The sequence below is a fragment of the Candidatus Brevundimonas phytovorans genome (assembly GCA_029203145.1).
GTDB lineage: Bacteria > Pseudomonadota > Alphaproteobacteria > Caulobacterales > Caulobacteraceae > Brevundimonas > Brevundimonas phytovorans.
This window is the reverse complement of the sequence record CP119309.1, coordinates 118,602-136,528: the sequence shown is the minus strand read 5'-3', so window position 1 is coordinate 136,528 and position 17,927 is coordinate 118,602. Positions and strand designations below refer to the sequence as shown.

At 68.3% G+C, this 17,927-nt stretch carries 19 protein-coding genes and 1 tRNA gene; 13 read left to right on the top strand and 7 right to left on the bottom strand.

What is annotated here, in order from left to right; translation table 11 throughout:
• Positions 1–14: 14 nt before the first annotated feature.
• Positions 15–557 (bottom strand): FKBP-type peptidyl-prolyl cis-trans isomerase, encoded by a 543-nt coding sequence (locus P0Y52_00670; GenBank protein WEK58083.1) that lies wholly within the window; start codon positions 555–557, stop codon positions 15–17.
• On the bottom strand, positions 538–1,740 hold the full coding sequence (locus P0Y52_00665) for a threonine ammonia-lyase (protein WEK58082.1): 1,203 nt from the start codon (positions 1,738–1,740) through the stop codon (positions 538–540). Before P0Y52_00665 ends, P0Y52_00670 begins: the two co-directional genes overlap by 20 nt.
• 146 nt (positions 1,741–1,886) lie before the next feature.
• Between P0Y52_00665 and P0Y52_00660 the strand changes: the two genes are divergently transcribed.
• Both P0Y52_00660 and P0Y52_00655 read left to right on the top strand, forming a co-directional pair.
• Positions 1,887–2,408, top strand: coding sequence for a hypothetical protein (locus tag P0Y52_00660; GenBank protein ID WEK58081.1), 522 nt, complete (start codon positions 1,887–1,889; stop codon positions 2,406–2,408).
• A gap of 90 nt (positions 2,409–2,498) precedes the next feature.
• Positions 2,499–2,777, top strand: a complete 279-nt coding sequence (locus tag P0Y52_00655; GenBank protein WEK58080.1) for a hypothetical protein — start codon at positions 2,499–2,501, stop codon at positions 2,775–2,777.
• Positions 2,778–3,220: 443 nt separating this feature from the next.
• On the opposite strand, the gene P0Y52_00650 is transcribed toward P0Y52_00655, so the two are convergent.
• Positions 3,221–3,295 (bottom strand) — tRNA-Gly (locus tag P0Y52_00650).
• Between the two features lie 188 nt (positions 3,296–3,483).
• Here P0Y52_00650 and P0Y52_00645 point away from each other — a divergent pair.
• Together P0Y52_00645 and P0Y52_00640 are read left to right on the top strand one after the other, a co-directional pair.
• Positions 3,484–3,906: a pilus assembly protein gene (locus tag P0Y52_00645; protein WEK58079.1), complete on the top strand. Its 423-nt coding sequence runs from the start codon at positions 3,484–3,486 to the stop codon at positions 3,904–3,906.
• A 1-nt stretch (position 3,907) separates the two neighbouring features.
• The gene (locus P0Y52_00640; GenBank protein WEK58078.1) at positions 3,908–5,548 is read left to right on the top strand and encodes a TadG family pilus assembly protein; all 1,641 of its coding nucleotides are present in this window, start codon (positions 3,908–3,910) and stop codon (positions 5,546–5,548) included.
• A 28-nt stretch (positions 5,549–5,576) separates the two neighbouring features.
• On the opposite strand, the gene P0Y52_00635 is transcribed toward P0Y52_00640, so the two are convergent.
• A complete protein-coding gene (locus P0Y52_00635) occupies positions 5,577–6,932 on the bottom strand; it encodes a peptidoglycan DD-metalloendopeptidase family protein (GenBank protein WEK58077.1) in 1,356 nt (451 codons plus the stop codon).
• 332 nt (positions 6,933–7,264) lie between these two features.
• Here P0Y52_00635 and P0Y52_00630 point away from each other — a divergent pair, with 332 nt between their 5' ends.
• The 4 genes from P0Y52_00630 to P0Y52_00615 all read left to right on the top strand — a co-directional run bounded on the left by P0Y52_00630 (position 7,265) and on the right by P0Y52_00615 (position 11,421).
• The gene (locus P0Y52_00630) at positions 7,265–10,453 is read left to right on the top strand and encodes a YdbH domain-containing protein (protein ID WEK58076.1); all 3,189 of its coding nucleotides are present in this window, start codon (positions 7,265–7,267) and stop codon (positions 10,451–10,453) included.
• A gap of 88 nt (positions 10,454–10,541) precedes the next feature.
• The gene (locus P0Y52_00625; protein ID WEK58075.1) at positions 10,542–10,727 is read left to right on the top strand and encodes a YnbE family lipoprotein; all 186 of its coding nucleotides are present in this window, start codon (positions 10,542–10,544) and stop codon (positions 10,725–10,727) included.
• 22 nt (positions 10,728–10,749) lie between these two features.
• Entirely contained in the window at positions 10,750–11,109 is a 360-nt protein-coding gene (locus tag P0Y52_00620) for a YdbL family protein (protein ID WEK58074.1), read from the top strand.
• A 12-nt stretch (positions 11,110–11,121) separates the two neighbouring features.
• Positions 11,122–11,421 (top strand): hypothetical protein, encoded by a 300-nt coding sequence (locus tag P0Y52_00615; GenBank protein ID WEK58073.1) that lies wholly within the window; start codon positions 11,122–11,124, stop codon positions 11,419–11,421.
• On the opposite strand, the gene P0Y52_00610 is transcribed toward P0Y52_00615, so the two are convergent.
• Positions 11,418–12,599, bottom strand: coding sequence for a DNA cytosine methyltransferase (locus tag P0Y52_00610; protein ID WEK58072.1), 1,182 nt, complete (start codon positions 12,597–12,599; stop codon positions 11,418–11,420). The genes P0Y52_00615 and P0Y52_00610 overlap by 4 nt on opposite strands.
• A 97-nt stretch (positions 12,600–12,696) precedes the next feature.
• On the opposite strand from P0Y52_00610, the gene P0Y52_00605 reads away from it, so the two are divergent.
• The 5 genes from P0Y52_00605 to P0Y52_00585 all read left to right on the top strand — a co-directional run bounded on the left by P0Y52_00605 (position 12,697) and on the right by P0Y52_00585 (position 16,462).
• Complete coding sequence (locus tag P0Y52_00605; protein WEK58071.1) at positions 12,697–13,143, top strand: hypothetical protein; 447 nt, start codon at positions 12,697–12,699, stop codon at positions 13,141–13,143.
• A 129-nt stretch (positions 13,144–13,272) separates the two neighbouring features.
• Positions 13,273–14,400 (top strand): acyltransferase, encoded by a 1,128-nt coding sequence (locus tag P0Y52_00600; protein ID WEK58070.1) that lies wholly within the window; start codon positions 13,273–13,275, stop codon positions 14,398–14,400.
• Between the two features lie 34 nt (positions 14,401–14,434).
• Positions 14,435–14,962, top strand: a complete 528-nt coding sequence (locus P0Y52_00595) for a CHAP domain-containing protein (protein ID WEK58069.1) — start codon at positions 14,435–14,437, stop codon at positions 14,960–14,962.
• Between the two features lie 54 nt (positions 14,963–15,016).
• Positions 15,017–15,862 (top strand): tryptophan 2,3-dioxygenase, encoded by an 846-nt coding sequence (locus P0Y52_00590; GenBank protein ID WEK58068.1) that lies wholly within the window; start codon positions 15,017–15,019, stop codon positions 15,860–15,862.
• Positions 15,863–15,976: 114 nt separating this feature from the next.
• Positions 15,977–16,462 carry a PA2169 family four-helix-bundle protein gene (locus P0Y52_00585; GenBank protein WEK58067.1) on the top strand — a complete coding sequence of 162 codons (486 nt, stop codon included), beginning with the start codon at positions 15,977–15,979 and terminating at the stop codon, positions 16,460–16,462.
• 102 nt (positions 16,463–16,564) lie between these two features.
• On the opposite strand, the gene rplS is transcribed toward P0Y52_00585, so the two are convergent.
• Positions 16,565–16,987 carry a 50S ribosomal protein L19 gene (gene rplS, locus P0Y52_00580; protein WEK58066.1) on the bottom strand — a complete coding sequence of 141 codons (423 nt, stop codon included), beginning with the start codon at positions 16,985–16,987 and terminating at the stop codon, positions 16,565–16,567.
• Positions 16,988–16,989: 2 nt separating this feature from the next.
• Complete coding sequence (trmD, locus tag P0Y52_00575; protein ID WEK58065.1) at positions 16,990–17,742, bottom strand: tRNA (guanosine(37)-N1)-methyltransferase TrmD; 753 nt, start codon at positions 17,740–17,742, stop codon at positions 16,990–16,992.
• Between the last annotated feature and the right edge of the window lie 185 nt (positions 17,743–17,927).

The window sequence follows — 17,927 nt, the reverse complement described above, 5'->3', positions numbered from 1 at the left end:
AGGGGAGAAGGGTTTTAGACGTCGGCCGAACCCACGCCGCGACCGCCGCCGGGGACGGGGGCCACGTCCAAAAGCTTCAGCCGGAACACCAGCACCGCGTTTCCGGGGATCAGCGGCGGGCCGCCCGCTTCGCCGTAGCCCAGCTCGGGCGGGACGTAGAGCAGCCACTCGTCGCCGGGCTTCATCAGTTGCAAGGCCTCGGTCCAACCGGGCACGACCTGCTCAGGGCTGAAGACGGCGGGCGAGCCGCGCTTGAACGAGCTGTCGAAGACCGTGCCGTCGGTCAGGCTGCCTTCGTAGTCGACGCGCGCCAGATCGTTGCGGTCGGGATGGACCCCGCCCGCCGGGCCGCTGGCGACCACCTTGTACTGCAGGCCCGATGGCAGGGTCTGCACCCCTTCCGCCGAGGCGTTGGTCTTCATGAAGGCGGCGGCGGCCTCGGCGTTCTTGGCCAGGTCCGCGCCGGACATGGCGGGCTGGCGATTGCAGGCGGCGACAGCCAGCAGGGCGGCCACAGACACGCCGACGAATACGGGCCTAGCCCATGCGAAGTTCATAGCCACGTTCCTTAAGCGCTTCGCCGATTTCCTCGGCATGTCTGGCGTCGCGGGTCTCGACCATGATGTCGAACTCCGCCCCCTTGGCCGGCACGTCCAGCGCCAGCCGGTTGTGCACGACGTCGATGATATTGCCGCCCAGCCCGCCGATCACGGCAGCCATGGCCGACAGCATGCCTGGGCGGTCATCGCCCAGGATGCGATAGACGATCAGCCGCTTCTCGCGGACCATTTCGCGGTTCAGCACGACAGCCAGCATCCGGGCGTCGATATTGCCGCCAGTCAGTTCGATACCGACCTTCATGCCCTTGAAGCGTTCCGGGTTGGCCAGGATCGCCGCCAGGCCGCCGGCCCCGGCGCCCTCGGCCACGGTCTTCTCCAGCGTCGCCAGCAGGGCCACGCCCTTCTCGAAATCGGCCTCCTCGCAGACGAAGATCTCGTCGATCAGGCCGTCGGCCAGGGCGAAGGGAATTTCCCCCACGGCCTTGATGGCGATGCCCTCGGCGATGGTCTGCCCGCTGCACCTGGCCGGCTCGCCGCGACGACGGGCGGTGAAGGAGGGATAGCGGGCGGCCTCGACGCCGAAGATCTTGATGTCCGGCTTGATCGCCTTGGCGGCGATGGCGCTGCCGGCGATCAGGCCGCCGCCGCCGATGGGGATGATCAGGGCGTCCAGATCGGGCGCGTCCTCGATGAACTCCAACCCGGCCACGCCCTGGCCCGCGACGATGCCTTCGTCGTCAAAGGCCGAGACGAAGATATAACCGTGCTGGACCTGAAGCCGTTTGGCCTCCTCGGTCGAACCTGAAAAATCGAGGCCGTGAATGACGACATTGGCGCCGTGGGCGCGGGTGCCGTCGACCTTCACGAAGGGGGTGCCCTCGGGCATGACGATGGTCACGGGCACGCCGAGGCGCCCGCCGTGATAGGCCAGGGCCTGGGCGTGGTTGCCGGCCGAGGCGGCGACGACGCCGCGCTTTCTCTCGTCGGGGGTCAGTTGCAGCAGCCGGTTCAGCGCGCCGCGCTCCTTGAAGCTGCCGGTAAAGTGCAGGTTGTCGAACTTGATCCAGATCTCAGCGCCGGTCAGCAGCGACAGGCGGCGGGAATGTCGCACAGGCGTGCGATCGACCTGGCCGGCGATGCGAGACTGCGCCGCGCGGATGTCGTCGAGGGTGACGGTCATGAAGTCCCTGAAATCGTTTCTCGGCCGGTCTCTGCGTCCGGTCTCCGGCGCTCTTGTGGCCCACGCCGCGACGGCGGGCAACCTTGACTCGCTGCGTCATAGGGGGCCATGCCGGTGACGCTTGAAACGAGATTTCGGGAGCCCCCATGTCGAACCGTCGCCCCTCTATCGTCCTTGCCGCCGTCCTCGCGGGCGGACTGGCGCTCAGCGCCTGCGCCACGACGCCCATGGGCGGCGTGACCAGCGGCGCCTCGACCGAGTTCAGCGCCGACGCCTTCGCCTGGTCCACCCGCGCCGGCCAGGCCGCGATCGAGGGCCGCGTCGCCTTCGTCCAGGACGGCAAGACCTTCCAGTGCGTCGGCAATGTCGGCCTGATCCCCGACACCGGCTACACCCGCGCCCGGATGCAGCGCCTCTATGGCTCGACCGAACGCGCCGCCGTGCCGGCCGCCGTGGTGCGTGCGCGCTCGGCTGGCGAACAGGGCGCAGACTACCGCTCCTATGAACGCGCCCAGCCCTGCGCCGACGGCGCCTTCCGCTTCACCGGCCTGCCCGACGGCAGCTGGTTCCTGATCTCGCCGGTCAAGGCGGGCGACGACATTGTGGTGGTGATGAAGCGGGTTCAGACGCGCGGCGGGCGTATGATCAACGTCACCCTCGGAAGTTGAACGGCGCCGGGGATCGGCGTTCGCCATCCTTTGGCCTTACGGGACCGCTCTCTGAACTGATCCATTTCCGGACAGTCGGGGAGCGCGTTCTTGTCCCAACATAATATCATCGGCTCCGAAGCCTTCAGCCAGCGCCCGTTCGTGATCATCCGCGGCGTGAAAACAGGCGGCATTCGTCGCCGTCGCTCGGGTTCGGCCGCCGCCTATATCGTCGTCGCCCTGCTGGCCCTTTCGGCCGGCGCCGCCGTCGCGGCCTTCGCGCTAGGCCCCCTGATGGTCGAGGCCGCCCCTGCAGACGTCGTCATCCCGGCGACGGCGACGAACCCCGTCCCAGCTTCGCCCCTTGCCCCGGCCACGCCTTCGGCCTGAGCCCCGTCGGGTCTGCCTCCGCCGCCTCACCGCTGGACGGCAACGTCCGCAGGGTCGAGCGCGCCCTTCGGCACGCCTTATCGGCGGGCAAGAAACGGCGATGACTTGAATAGTGATGAAATGTAAATGACCAACGGTCTTCGACACAGCTATACAGTCTCAGACAAGTAGTCAGAAACACTCAGTTCACAGACAGCGGCTCAAAGATCAGGTCTCGCTGCATCGATTAAACGGACCCTGGCGCGCCGATCGCCACCACCGCAATCGCGGGATCGACACGCCATCGGGCGGGCCGGGTCGGGACGGAGACACGTCTCGCCCCAAACAAGGCGCTTCGGCGCGCGACGACCTCACCGCGGAATTGCACGCCCCCCAGCGTTCCGCCCGACTGGAGTCGACGCCGAAGCGCAGGCCTGCCTGCCCTATTGGGCTATCAAGAAAAATGGAGCGGCCGGCGGGAATCGAACCCGCGACATTCAGCTTGGGAAGCTGACGTTCTACCTCTGAACTACGGCCGCGCGGCTCAAGGGCGGGTCGGGCGAGGCCAACGCGAGAGCGGATTTTTCATAACCCGTCCGCCGCCGGGGCTCAAGGCGACGCCGGTCGCTTTCTCAGGGTTGTATCTTGCCTAGAATTCTACCTTTGCGTTTATCCCCGTTTAACGGTGATTGAATTACGTTGGTCGCCGAAAAAGAGCGAGGCGACGATGAAACGACGCGGACTTCTTTCACGGTTCATGGGCGACCGGCGCGGGGTGGCGGCGATCGAGTTCGCCATCGTGGCCCCGCTGCTGATCATGATGATGTTCGGCATGATCATGTACGGCAGCTGGTTCTGGATGGCCCATTCGGTCCAGTCGATGGCGTCAGAGGGCGCGCGGGCGGCCGTCGCAGGGCTCGATCCAACGGAGCGAGAACAACTGGCCCGCGCCTTTGTCGGACTTCAGGTCAGCGACCTGGGGCTGGACGCGGCCAGGGCGGCGGTCGCGGTGGAAAGCAGTCCGACGGCGATCCGGGTCGACATCGCCTATGACGCCAGCGATCATCCGCTGATGGCCTTGTCCGGTCTGATCCCCTCCCCGCCCAAGGTCATTCGGCGGACGGCGGTGGTCCGCCTGGGGGGCTATTGAGATGAAGGCTCCTCGCGGACTGAAGGACGAGCGCGGCGGCGTTGGCATCATGGCCGCCGTCTTCGGCGGCGTCCTGTGCGTGTTGGCGGCGCTGGCGGTCGACGTCGGCTCCATCTCGTTGAAGGCCCGCCAGATTCAGGGGACCGCCGACCTGTCGGCCATGGCCGCCGCCCACGACCTGGCCCGGGCCGACGCCGCCGCGCGCGCCACGGCCGCGGCCAATCTGAGCGATGTTCAGGCCGTCAGCGTCACCCGGGGCGGCTATGTCGCCGACGCCCGAATCAAGCCGGGCGAGCGATTCAGTCCCGGCGCGGCCGAGCCCAACGCCGCGCGGGTCGAGGTGACGGCCCCGGCCCCGCTGTTCTTCGGACGCTGGGTGCTGCAACGCGACAGCGTCACCGTGCGCCGCACCGCGACCGCCGCCATTCCCGGGGGCCAGCCCCAGGCCATGTTCTCGATCGGATCGCGGCTGGCCAGTCTGGACGGCGGCGTCGCCAACGCCCTGCTGTCCGGGTTGCTGGGCAGCCAGGTCTCACTGACGGTGATGGATTATCGCGCCCTGGCCGGGGCCAAGGTCAATCTGCTCCAGTTCTCCGACGCCCTGGCGACCGACCTCGGGCTGACCGCGGGGGATTACGACGCCCTGCTGCAACAGGAGGTCACGGCGGGCCGGGTCCTGAAGGTGCTGGAGGCCGTGGCCGGCGCCGACGCCCAGTCCCCCCTGAGCAAGCTGACGCGCGCCCCGGTGGACGCCAAGCTGAAGCTGAAGGACCTGATCGGGGTCGAGGCCGACGCCAGACAGGGTTTGCGTCAGGCGCTGAACGCCGATGTCGCCTTGATGGACCTCATCATGGCCTCTCTGGAGACCGCCAACGGCGACCGCCAGCTGGCGCTGGACCTCGGCGCGCGCGCCGGCCTGGCTGATCTGGACGTCCTGCTGGCCATCGGCGAGCGCCCGAACAAGTCGCCGTGGCTGACCATCACCCGTCAGGGCGAGCCGATCATCCGCACCGCCCAGGCGCGCATCTATCTGAAAGCGACGACGGCCCAGGCCCTGTCCGGCCTGGCTCAGGTCAAACTGCCCATCCTGATCGAGGCGGCGTCCTCCGAGGCGAAGCTGAGCCGGATCAACTGCGCCGGCTCGCCCGCGGTCACGGTGGCGGTGCGGCCCGGCGTGGCGCGGGCGCGCATCGGCGCCATCGACGAATCCCGGCTGAAGAATTTCAAGGCGCCCCTGAGCAGCGCCCCCGCCACCCTGGTGTCGGTGCTGAGACTGGTGACCGTGACGGCCCACGCCGATCTGGAGATCGCCGACCTGAACTGGCAGGAGACGACGTTCAACGCCTCCGACATCTCAGGCCAGACAGTCCGGTCCGTGCGCTCGCGCGGCTTCGTCAACGGCCTGATCGTCAGCCTGCTGCAAAGGCTGGAGGTGGACGTCGGCCTGGGGCCGCTCGGAGGCCTGGGTCTGGGCAATCTGGTCGGCGCCGTGGGCCTGCTGCTGACGCCGCTGGGCCCCGTGCTGGACGGCGTGGTTCAGCCCCTGCTCGACCTGCTGGGCCTGAAGCTGGGCGAGGCCGACGTGCGGGTCCACGGCGTCCAGTGTCCGACGCAGGGCCGAACGCCCGTGCTGGTTGGATAGAAAAGGCAGGGCCCCGACGCCCCGCCCGTCAGCCTTCGACGGAGCGAAGGCCCGAAGCGGCGGCCTGTTGCACCACCGGACGGCGCTGGCCGCCGGCGGCGATGATGCGGTCGATGCGGCTCTTTTCGGCGCGGAATGCGGCCAGGTCGGCGCCCGCCAGAACGGTGCCCTCCTGGGTCTTCACGCCGGCCGGATTGATCCGCTGCCCGCCGCGCCACAGCTCATAGTGCAGGTGGGGGCCGGTGGAGGCGCCGGTCGAGCCGACATAGGCGACGATCTGACCCTGGCTGACGCGCTGACCGGCGCGGATGCCCGAGCCATAGCGCGACAGGTGGCCATAGCCGCTTTCCAGTCCGTTCGAGTGACGGATGCGCAGCCAGTTGCCGTAGCCGCCCCAGCGACGGGCCTCGACCACCACGCCGTCGGCGGGCGCCACGACGGGCGTGCCGGTGGTGGCGGCGAAGTCCATGCCCTGGTGCATCTTGCGATAGCCGGAGATGGGGTGGGTGCGGACGCCGAAGTTGGAGCTGACGCGACGGAAGCTCTGCAACGGGGTGCGCATCATGGCCGAACGCGTGTTCTTGCCGGTGGCGTCGAAATACTCCGCCGTCTTCGAACCGGGACGCTGGAAGCGATAGAAGGCGTGGCCCTTGAGCTCGGCGTAAAGCAGGTCGCCGGTCTCGACGGTGCGGCCCGCCTCGGTCACGGAGCGATCGAAGACCAGGGTGAACTCGTCCGAGGCCTTCACGTCGCGCTGCATGTCGAACTTGTGCGCGAACAACTGGCTGGCGCGGCGGACCACCGCCGAGGTGGCGCCCAGTTCGCGGGCGCTGGCCGACAACGAACGCTGGACCTTGTCATTAGCGACGACGGTTTCGTGCGTCACCTTTTCGTCGAGGGCGCGCAGGCGCAGGGCGCCGTCGAAGCTGCGCGACACCGTCAGCTGGCTGGCGGGACCGGTGCGCATGGTCAGGCCGATCAGGCGGGCGTCGCCCCGGCCGCCGCGCGGCTTGGAGACGGCGGTCTCGAATTTCAGGCCGGCGCGCATATCCTTGAGGTCAAAGGCGCTGGCGATGGTGGCGGCGACGGCGCTGGCTTCCTCGGCGCCGATGCCGGTGCGGCGCACGGCCTGCTCGAAGGTTTCGCCGCGGCGGATCTGGACAGGGATGGCCTCGGGAGCCGTCAGACCGGCGGGCGCGCCAGCGGCGGCATAGGCCTGGGTCTCAAGATAGGCGATCTGTTCCGACGTCAGCGCGGGAACTTCCTCGGCGCGCACCGGTTCATAGGCTTGACCCGCCACAAGGGCGATAGCCACTGCGGCGGCGGTCGTCAGGAGATGCGGCGCAAGCCGCATGGGCTGGCGGCGCGGATCGAACTGAGCCATCGGTCCCCGGCAATCGACGACGCCCTACTGGCGCCAAACCATTCGAATCATGGATCGCGCCCCGGTAGCCCCGAAAACGCGAAGCGAGCGATATAGCCCGTCTGTTCCATCTTGGGAAGCGCGGAGGTTACAATTGGTTAACTTGGCCGGGTGATGGTCAAGTATTCCACTGTTTTTCATGAAACATCGGCGGACAACCGCCCTTTTCTGGCCTTGCTTGACTGAACAGTGACTGCCGCGCCACGCTTCAGTGTTCAAGCAGCAACGCCTGTCTTTGCGACACGTTCTGTGGCGTTGTTATCCTTCCTTTCGCCGACGGATCGCCGAGCGCCTTGACCGACGAGACCCCTGCCCCCGCCCCCCGCCGCGCCCAGCGGTCTGTCGTCCGGACAGTGCTGATCGCGCTGCTGATCGGCCTGTTGCTGCTGGTCGTTCTGGCGGCCACCCTTTACCTGAACCGGCGCGCCGCCGCGCGTGAGATGCTGACTGACTGGCTGGACCGAAAGGGCATCGACGCCGACGTCGAGGTCGAGAGGCTGGAAATGGACGGCTTCGTCGGCAAGATCAGCATCGGCGACCCGCGCAATCCCGACTTCAAGGTCGAACGGGTCGAGGTCGACTACGCCCTGGGCATGCCGTGGTCCAAGGCCGGGCTGGGCGTCACCCCCAGCCGTATCCGCCTGGTCCGTCCGCTGGCCCGCGCCAGCTGGAAAGACGGCAAGTTCTCGCTCGGCTCGCTCGATCCCCTGGTCGAGGAGTTCATGGCCAGGCCGCCGCGCCCCGACCAGCGCGCGCCCCTGGTCATCGTCGAGGGCGGCCGCGCCCGCATCGACACGGACTATGGACCGGTTCAGGTCCTAGCCGACGCCCGCATCGACGACAGCAAGCTGATGCGGCTGACCGCCCGCCTGCCCGCCGCCTCCCTGAAGAGCGGCGCGACTGAGGCGCGCGGCCTGAGCGCCGCCGTCGATCTGACCACTACCGGCGACCGCGTGGCGTTGAAGGTCGAGGCCGCCGCCGATGCGTTCGCCATCAAGGACGCGGGCGGATCGGCGGCCCGACTGAGCCTGACCGGCGACCTGCCCTATCCCGACCTGAAAAAACGTCGCGGCGACGGTCGCGCCCTTATCGCCGCCCGTCTGAGCGCCGACGCCCTGTCGGCGGGCGGCGTCGAGAGCCGAAAGACCGTGGCCTCCCTCGACTTCAACGGCCTGACCGAAGGCTGGATCGAGACCTTCCAGATCAGCGGCAAGGGCCAGACGCGGCTGCGGGCGCAGCACCTGACCGGCCAAGGCCTGGACGCGCGCGGCGCCGACCTCGCCCTCAGCCGCGCCGACCTTATGGTGAAACGCGGTCGAGACGGACTGGAATGGCGCGTCGCCTCTCCAGCCGCGATCCGGCTGGACAGCGGGTCGACGGCGGGAACACGTCTGACCCAGGCGGTTCTGACCTCGAACGAGCTAACGGCGGGCGGACGGGCCGCCGCCTTTGAAGTGCAGGGGCCGCTGGCCATGAGCGCCGGACGCCTGGCTTCGGGCGATCTCAGCCTGGATCAGGCGCGGGGACGGCTGGATCTTGATCTGGTGCGCGACGGCGTGACCCGAATGAGCGCTACCGGCGCCCTGTCCGCCGCCCGCGCCTCCTGGACCGGCCTCGGCGCGCCGACGGCGGCCGACCTGCCCGAGGTGGCGGCGTTGAAGCGGGCCCTGAACGGTTTCGCCGTCGATGCGCCCGGCCTGAGGCTGTCCGCCGGTAGCGCCGGCACGGAACTGACCCTGACCCGCCCCGTCACGGCGCGCCCCGCCAATGGCGGCCTGCTGACGCTGACCCCGGCCAGAACGCCACTATTCGCCGCCGAGCCCGGTCAGTCGGGCGGCGGCGCCCTGAGCCTGACGGCGCAGCGCGGCGGCGGCCTGCCCGAGGCGCAGATCGTCGTGCCGTCCTGGACCCTGACGCCCGGCGGCTTCCGCGCCACGCTGGACGGCCAGGCGGCCCTGGACTTCGGTCCCGCGCGCAACATCGCCCTGTCGACCAGGGGCGAGTTGGCCTCCAGCGGCGGGCAACTGACCTATGCGGCCAGCGACTGCATCCCCGTCAGCGTCGAGCGGCTGGAACTGGGCGAGAACGACGTGACCGACATCGCCGGTCGCTTCTGCCCCAGCGACGCCCCCCTGATCACAGTGGCGAACGGCGCGTGGCGCGCGCAGGGGAGGCTCACCAATGGCGCCGCCACCGCCCCCTTCCTGGCCATGCGCTTCTCGGACGTTCAGGGGCGGCTGGTCGTGGACGGCCGGCCTGCGGGCCTGTCGATGGTCGCCGCCGTCACGCGCGCCCAGGTATCCGACACCACCGATCCGCTGCGCTTCTTGCCGCTGACGGCGGTCGGCGAGGCCAGGCTGGCCAATGATGTCTGGAGCGGCGGCTTCGACCTGACCCGTCTGGAGCACGCCATCGGCCGCCTCGATCTGCGTCACGACGGCAAGGCCGAGGCGGGCGGCGTGACCATCAGCGCCCCCAACCTGGCCTTCAGCCAATACGGCCTGCAACCCGACGACCTCAGCCCCCTGGCAGCCGATTACGTGAAGTCCCCGGTCGAAGGCTCCGCAGGGTTCGAGGGGCGCTTCGACTGGAGCCAGGACGCCGCCTCCAGTTCCGGCGTCCTGTCGATCCCCGAGCTCGACTTCACCAGCCCGGCCGGCAAGGTCCAGGGCCTGAAGGGCCGGGTCGAGTTCACCAGCCTGACGCCGCTGATCACCGCACCGGACCAGCACCTGACGATCGACCGGCTAGAGACCTTCACCCCCCTGACCGATCTCGACCTGCGCTTCGCTCTGGACGAGAAGTTCCTCAATCTGGCCGGCGGTCAGATTCAGGCGGCGGGCGGACGTATCAGCATCGAGCCCTTCAACATTCCCCTGACGCCGGGCGAGGCCTGGGGCGGAGTGATCCTGGTCGACCAGATTCAGCTGAACGAGCTGATGAAGAGCGCCAACCTGCAGGACAAGGCCCAACTGGACGCCATCGTGTCGGGCCGCCTGCCCTTCACCTACGCCCCGGACGTGGGCTGGCGTATCTCGGGCGGCGTCCTGAACGCCGTGCGCCCCGGCCGCCTGTCGATCCAGCCCGAGGTCTTCGACGAACTGGCCGCCGGGGGCGCCGCCGTCCAAGGCGAAACGCCGCTGCCGCCCAACACCATGCAGGACCTGGCCTATCAGGCCATGCAGGACCTGGCGATCCGCGACCTGAGCGCCGAGGTCGATAGCCTCGACAACGGCCGCCTGGGCGTGCGCTTCCACATCCACGGCCGTCACGACCCGCCGGAGCGCCAGCAACTGCGCCTGAGCTGGATCGACGTGATCCGCCGCGACTTCCTCAACAAGAAGCTGCCCCTGCCGTCCGACACGCCGATCGACCTGACGCTGGACACCACCTGGAACGCCAACCAGATCGTCTCGGACCTGCTGGAGTATGCGCGCCGAGGTGAAACGCCCAAAGCCGCGCCCGAAGTCATCACCCCTTGAGATACGGCCCCGCTTTGTTCAGAACCCATTCACCCGCGACGGCGTTAGATCGTCGCGACCCTAACCGCCGCCTTCGGAGATCGGCCCCATGATCAGCAAGCGTCAGATCGGCCTGCTCGGCCTCGCCGCCGTCAGCGTCGCCGCGTGCACGCCGACGGTGAACATCAAATTCAGCGAGCCGCTGCAGATTTACGCCAAGCTGGACGCCGACATCCGCATCAAGCTCGACCAGGAATTGCAGAACCTCCTGCGCGAAAATCCCAACCTGTTCTGACCGTTCAAGAAAGGGGCTGAACATGAACCATCGTAAACTCTTCGTCGCCGTCGCCGCCGTCGCCGCCCTTGGCGTGGCCGCCGGCGCAGCCGTGGCCCAGACCGCCTCGCAAAAGGCCCTGGTCGATCAGGCCAAGGCCGCCGGCGCCGTCGGCGAGCAGGCCGACGGCTACCTCGGTGTGCGCACCTCGGTCCAACCGGACACTCAGGCCGCCGTCGCCGCCACCAACGCCGGTCGTCGCCAGGCCTATGCCCGCAGCGCCGCGGACGCCGGCACCACGGCCGAAGTGGCCGGCGCCCGGATGTTCGAAACCCAGCTGTTGCCGCGCATCAGCACGGGCCAGTGGTACAAGAACGCCGCCGGCCAGTGGGTCCAGCGCTGATCTGATGACGCGATGAAAACGCCTCAGGTCGAAGGTCGGGCAGGACGCTTCCTGCTGGCCCTCGGCCTGGCGGTCGTGATCGCCGCTGTCGCGACCCTCGGTCTGGCCGGATACTGGCGACTGATCGGCGGCGGCCCCATGTCCATCCACGGCTGGATCGCCATGGGCCTGGGCGTGCTCTGTACGGTCGGCCTAGCCTGGGGGCTGATGAGCCTGGCCTTTCGTTCGGATCGTGACGGCTGGGACGATCAGGTGGACAACCACCTGGACCCCGGTCGCGATGCGACCGACGACGACGATCTTCAATACTAGGCGGCGACTGCGCCGCCCGCCTCGACGCCCAGCGCCGGCTCGAACAACTGCCGCGTCAGAGCCTCGACCACCGGCACGGCGACCGCATCCCCCATCAGCTTCAACGCCGCGCTCTCGCTGGCCGGCAGATGATAGTCGTCCGACACCCCCATCAGCCGCGCCGCCTCGCGCCCGGTGAGGCGACGCATGGTCACTCGGCCCTTGTCGCAGATCAGCACATATTGCCGGGAAGACCCCCCGGACGGCGTGCGCAGACAACCCGCCAGACCGTCGAAGCGCAGTTCCAGCCGCTGATGCTTGACCCCGTCCAGGGTGCGCACCCGACGGAAGGCCGCGCCCACGCGGCGCTCGCCCGAGGTCAGGATGGCGTCCAGCCGCGCCCGGTGCAGCGGCGACAGCATGGCCAGCAGCGCCTTGGTCTGGGCCTTGGTGAAGACCGGAACCCTGGCTTCCAGCACCGCGGACAGATCCAGATTACGGCGCGGCGGCGGGGTCAGCGCCCACCAGGCCCACTGGGCCTGAACAGCCTCCGACAGGCGGGCATGGGCGGCGATCAGACGCGGCGTGTGGAAGGGACCAGACGGCGCGGTCGCCGTCGGGCCCTCGACCCCGCGCATGGCCACCACGAACAGGCGCGGCCGCGACTGCGGCAGCCACAGGGCCGCGTCCATCTCCAGCGCGCCGACGCGGTAGCCGGCCTCGACCATGGCGGCGCAGACGGCCTCGAAGTCCGCCCCTTCGCCCGAGGTCAGCAGGCCCGCGACGTTTTCGATGACGATGATGCGCGGGGCGCGGCCCTCGGCGTCCAGTCCCTGCATCAGCTTCCAGAAGCCCCAGAAGGCGCCCGAGCGCACGGCCTTCAGCCCGCCGCGCGCCCCCGCCAGACTGACGTCCTGACAGGGCGACGAGGCCCAGCACAGGTCCGGCGTTCCAGGAATGTCGGCCGGGGTCAGATCCCAGACGTCGCCCTCGGCCAGCCGGATCCCGGCGTGGTTGGCGCGAAAGGCGCGGGCCTTCATCGGGTCGATGTCGTTGGCGAAGATGGTCTCGAACCCGGCCAACCCGCTGGCCAGACCGCTGGCCAACCCTCTGGACAGACCCAGACCCGCCAAACCGCCCCCCGCGAAGAACTCGCAGGCGGTCAGGGGAACAGAGGCGGCGGCGACGCGATTCGTCATGTCCGGCACCATAGCGCAGCGCGATGCGTTTGGCGCCTCCCCTTGACCGGGGATCGCGCCTGCGGTTCCTGATCCTCGACCAGAAACGGAGCCCGCAATGCGCCTCGCCATCCTATTCGCAGCCGCCGCCAGCCTCACGGCCTGCTCGCAGCCGGCGGCGGAAAAGGCGCCCGCCGCCCCCGTCGAGGCCCGCACCCTGGCCCAGGTCGATCTGGATCAACCGCTGCGGGTTCTGGGAACCGAACCCTTCTGGGCTGTCGAGATCACCCCGACGGGCCTGGTCTATTCCGGCCTCGACCGCCCCGCGCAGAAGGCCCCCAACCCCGGCCCGGCCCTGCAAGGCACCGTCGCCGTCTGGACCACCCAAACCGAGGCCGGGACCCCGCTGGTCGTCACCCTGATGGCCACTGACTGCTCGGACGGCATGAGCGACCGCACCTACCCCCTGACCGCCAAGGTCGAGATCGGCGGCGAAAGCCTGACCGGCTGCGCCGCCTCCCTTGCCGCCATCGAGAAGGCGGGCGAGAGCGGTCGCGTCGAATAGGCGCCCAGCCCCCGCCCATCCCGACCCTCGGCGGGATAAGCGAAATGGTGTGATTGTGGCGCCCGTCTTGCTCCAGCGCCCCCAGGCCGCTTAACGCTTCCCAAAGCGGCGCCATGCCAGGGTGCCCGCATGACCCAGACGCCTGTCGATCTTCGCCCTCTGACCGCCCTGCGGTTCATGGCGGCGCTGTGGGTGGTCTTCTACACCTTCTGGCCCAACCTGGACGTCAGCTTCCTGCCGAACCTGGCGGCCAAGGGCTATCTGGGGGTCGAGCTCTTCTTCGTCCTGTCGGGCTTCATCCTCAGCCACGTCTATCTGCACGCCTTCGCCGAGAAGCGCTTCTCCTATCGCGGCTTCCTGTGGGCGCGGATCGCGCGGGTCTATCCGCTGCATGTCTTCACCCTGCTAGGCGTCATGGCGCTCGGTCTGGCGGCGGTGGCCCTGGGCATGAGCATCGACGGCAGCGTGCTCAGCTGGAAGACCCTGCCCGCCCACCTGCTGATGCTGCACGCCTGGGGCTTCGCCAATGAGGCGGGCTGGAACCACCCGTCCTGGTCGATCTCGGCCGAATGGTTCGCCTATCTGGCCTTCCCTCTGTTCGCCCTGGCCGCCTGGCCGTTGCGCAGGCGCCCCTGGGTCGCCACCGCCGGTGCAGCCGTCTTCCTGATGGGGCTCTACGCCGCCTTTGAGCGTCTGGCGGGCTTCCCCCTGACCGAGGCCACCTTCCGCTGGGGGGCGCTGCGCATCGTCCCCTGCTTCGCCTACGGCTGCGCCCTCTACCTGGTCTATCGCCGCGCCGCCCTGCCCCGCGCCGGGCTGCTGGCGATCAGCGCCGCCGTCGTCATGGTGGCCTCGGCCTCGGTTCTGGCCTGGGACGCGATCACGGTTCTGGCCGCCGGCCTGCTGATCCTGGCCCTGGCCTCGATCCCGCACGGCCGCGCCGGTTGGCTGGGTTCCAAGCCCGCCGTCTACCTCGGCGAGATCAGCTACTCGGTCTATATGGTCTGCGCGCCCTGGCAGATTCTGGCGGTCAATCTGGCGGCCCGGGCTACGGGGGCGGAGGACAAACGTCTTCACGTTCTCGTGTGGCTGGGGATCATTCTCGGCCTGATCGTGGCCGCTGCCGCCACCTATCACCTGATCGAACGCCCGGCCCGCAAGGCCCTGCGCGGGATGGCCGACCGGCGACGCGCGCCTGTGGATCACAAGGCGAAACAGTCGGAAACGGTTCTTCAACCTTCGGACACTATCGTCTAAGGCTTGGTCCGCGTTTTAGTCGGGAGCACGCCAGATGATGAAACGGCTCACAGCCGCCGCGGTTGCGGCGACCCTTGGTTTCTTTGCGATCGGCCCCGCGCCGGCCAAGGCTGACGACGCCTACTGGCAGTGCGTGACCTTCGCCCGCATGTTTTCGGGCATCAATATCTTCGGCGACGCCTGGACCTGGTGGAATCAGGCCCTGACCAAGTTCCGCACCGGCCGAGCCCCGGAAACCGGCTCAGTGCTGGTCTTCCAGCCCTCGGGCCGCATGGACAAGGGCCATGTCGCCGTCGTTTCCGACATCCTGACCGACCGCGTCATCCGCGTGACCCACGCCAACTGGGGCGGCAGCCGCGGCAAGGTCGAGGAAAACGTCACCGTCGTCGACGTCTCGCCCGCCGGCGACTGGAGCCGGGTCAAGGTCTGGTACAACCCGATCAACGCCCTGGGCACCACCGTCTATCCGACCTACGGCTTCGTCTACAAAGGCGCCCGCGACGCCTTCGACAACGGCCGCCAGATGGCCGCCAACGCCGCAGAAGCCCGCGCTTCCAACTGATTTTCCGCCGCCTCCGGGCTGGCCCTGAGGGTCTGATCCGGCGATAGGTGGCGCATGACCGACGCAAAAAATGACATTCGCGCTCACGCCATCGAAACGGCGAAGCACGAGCCAACCGGCATCACCTATGCCGGCTATCTGTCGCTCGACGACCTGCTGAGCGCCCAACATCCGCGTTCCGATCAGCACGACGAGATGCTGTTCGTCATCATCCACCAGACCAAGGAACTGTGGCTCAAGCAGATCCTGCACGAGATGGCCCTGGCCCAGAGCCTGATCCGCGCCGGCGATCTGGTCCCCGCCTACAAGAGCCTGGCCCGCGTCAGCCGCATCCAGGCCGTGATGACCCAGAGCTGGGACATCCTGGCCACCATGACGCCCTCCGACTATTTGAAGTTCCGCGGCGACCTGGGCGCCAGCTCGGGCTTCCAGAGCGACCAGTTCCGCCGCCTGGAGACCATGTTGGGGCTGAAGGACCCGCGCTTCCTGCGCTTCCACGTCGAACGGCCCGAGGCCCATGCCGCCCTGGTCGCGGCCATGGAAGCCCCCAGCCTCTATGACGACGCCCTGCGGCAACTGGCGCTGGCCGGCCTGACCGTCCCCGCCGAGGTGCTGAACCGCGACGTCAGCCAGACCTACGAGCCCTCCGAGGGCGTCGAGGCCGCCTGGCTTGAAGTCTATCGCGACACCGAGCGCTGGTGGCCGCTGTATCAACTGGCCGAGAAGCTGGTCGATCTGGACGACGCCCTGCTGACCTGGCGCCACAAGCATGTGGTGACGGTCGAGCGCATCATCGGCCGCCGCCAGGGCACGGGCGGCACGGACGGCGTCGGCTATCTGGTCGAGACGCTGAAGCGCCGCTGCTTCCCCGAACTGTGGTCGCTGCGGACGAAGCTCTAGAGCGAAATCGGTTTGGGCGCGCTCGCGCCCAAACTCAGATCATGCGCCAGTCTATGCCCCGGCAACCTTCGCCGGGCGCGCGGGTTTTATTCGCCTCAGCCACGGAGGTTTCTGGTGAGCAGCCCCAACAGCCACGACATCAAGGTTCTGAACGCCCTGGCCGAAGGCCTGATCGACAGCGCGGACGGCTATGCCGAGGCGGCGGCCGAGACCGAGGACGTCCGCTATCGTGACCTCTTCGTCCGCCGCAGCGACGAACGACGCCGGATCGCGTCCGAACTTCAGGCGGCGGTGCGCGGCCTGGGCGGTCAGCCCGAAGAGGAGGGCTCGATCCTGGCCAAGGCCCAGCGCGCCTTCATGGACATCAAGCACGCCCTGATGCGGGACGAGGCCTCGGTCGTCGGCTCGGTCGAACGCGGCGAGGCTCACCTGCAAGCCCGCTTCGACCGCGCGCTTGGCGATGAGGCCCTGTCGGCCACGACCCGCGAGACCATTCGCCGCGCCCAGACCGCGGTCAGGACCGGTCAGGAAGAGATGCACGTCCTGCGCCGCAGCCTGGAAGGCCAGCACGACGCGGACAACCCGCTGTATCCACAGTAGCTGTGCTCAGGCAGCGCGCCGCGCGTTAGCGCACCAAGAAAGAAAAAGGCCCCGGCATATCTGCCGGGGCCTCGATCATTTCAGCACAGGCGGGGCTTAAGACTACGCCTCGTCGCCCTTGTCGGCCGAACCGGTGACCGGAACGGTCGCGCCCTTGACCGGACGAACCGTCTGACGCTCGGCGATGCGCGCCGACTTACCGCGACGGTCGCGCAGGTAGTAGAGCTTGGCGCGACGGACAACGCCGCGGCGCTTCACTTCGATGGATTCGATGTTCGGCGACAGGATGGGGAAGCGACGCTCCACGCCTTCACCGAAGGAAATCTTGCGGACCGTGAAGGTCTCGTTGATGCCGCCGCTGTCGCGGGCGATGCAGACGCCTTCAAACGCCTGGACGCGCTCGCGCTCGCCTTCCTTGATCTTCACGTGGACGCGCAGGGTGTCGCCCGGCTGGAAGTTCGGGATGGTCTTGCCTTCGAGCAGGCGGGCTTTTTCTTCTGCAGCGATCTGCTGAACGATATTCATGTCTATTCTCCTCGGGCTTTAGCGCCCTTTGCCTTTGATTTGGCGGAGCCAGGCTCCGCAGTCGTCTTCGCCAGATGCGCCGCCCAGAGGTCCGGGCGCCGTTCCTGCGTCGTCAATTCCCGCTGCGCTTCCCGCCATTGCGCGATCTTCTTGTGATCGCCCGACAGCAGCACCTCGGGAATGTCGTGCCCCTCGAACGTCCGCGGTCGCGTGTACTGCGGGTGTTCCAGAAGACCATCCTCGAAGCTTTCGGACGACAGGCTTTCAGCCGCGCCTAGAACACCGGGGACCAGTCGTACGCACGCCTCGATCGCCACCATGGCCGCCGCCTCGCCACCGGCCAGGACTGCGTTTCCGACGGAAATCTCCTCGAACCCGCGTGCGTCTAGCACCCGCTGGTCCACCCCCTCGAAACGACCGCAAAGCACGACGATTCCGTCGGCCTTGGCCCATTCCTTCACTCGCGCCTGCGTCAGGGGTCGACCGCGTGCGCTCATGTACAAAAGCGGCCGAGGCGGCCCTTCCAGACTATCCAAAGCCCGGGCCACCACGTCCGCTTTCAGCACCTGACCGGGACCGCCACCCGCAGGGGTGTCGTCCAGGAAGCCGCGCTTATCTTCGGAAAACGCCCGAATGTCCAGCGTCTGCAAATCCCACAGCCCCTTCTCGCGCCAGGCGGTGCCGATCAGCGACACGCCGAGTGGCCCGGGAAAGGCCTCGGGGAACATGGTCAGGACGGTGGCGGTAAAGGGCATGGCGGCGGCTCATACACCAGAAAGTCGGAAAAATCCGACTCTGACTGCAATCCTCCCTTGTCGCGCAGCGACGGGGGAGGGGGACCGCGCAGCGGTGGAGGGGGCAAGCTTCAAGCGCACCGCCCGCCCTCGCCCCCTCCACCATGCTGCGCATGGTCCCCCTCCCCCGCTTCGCAGGGGAGGAT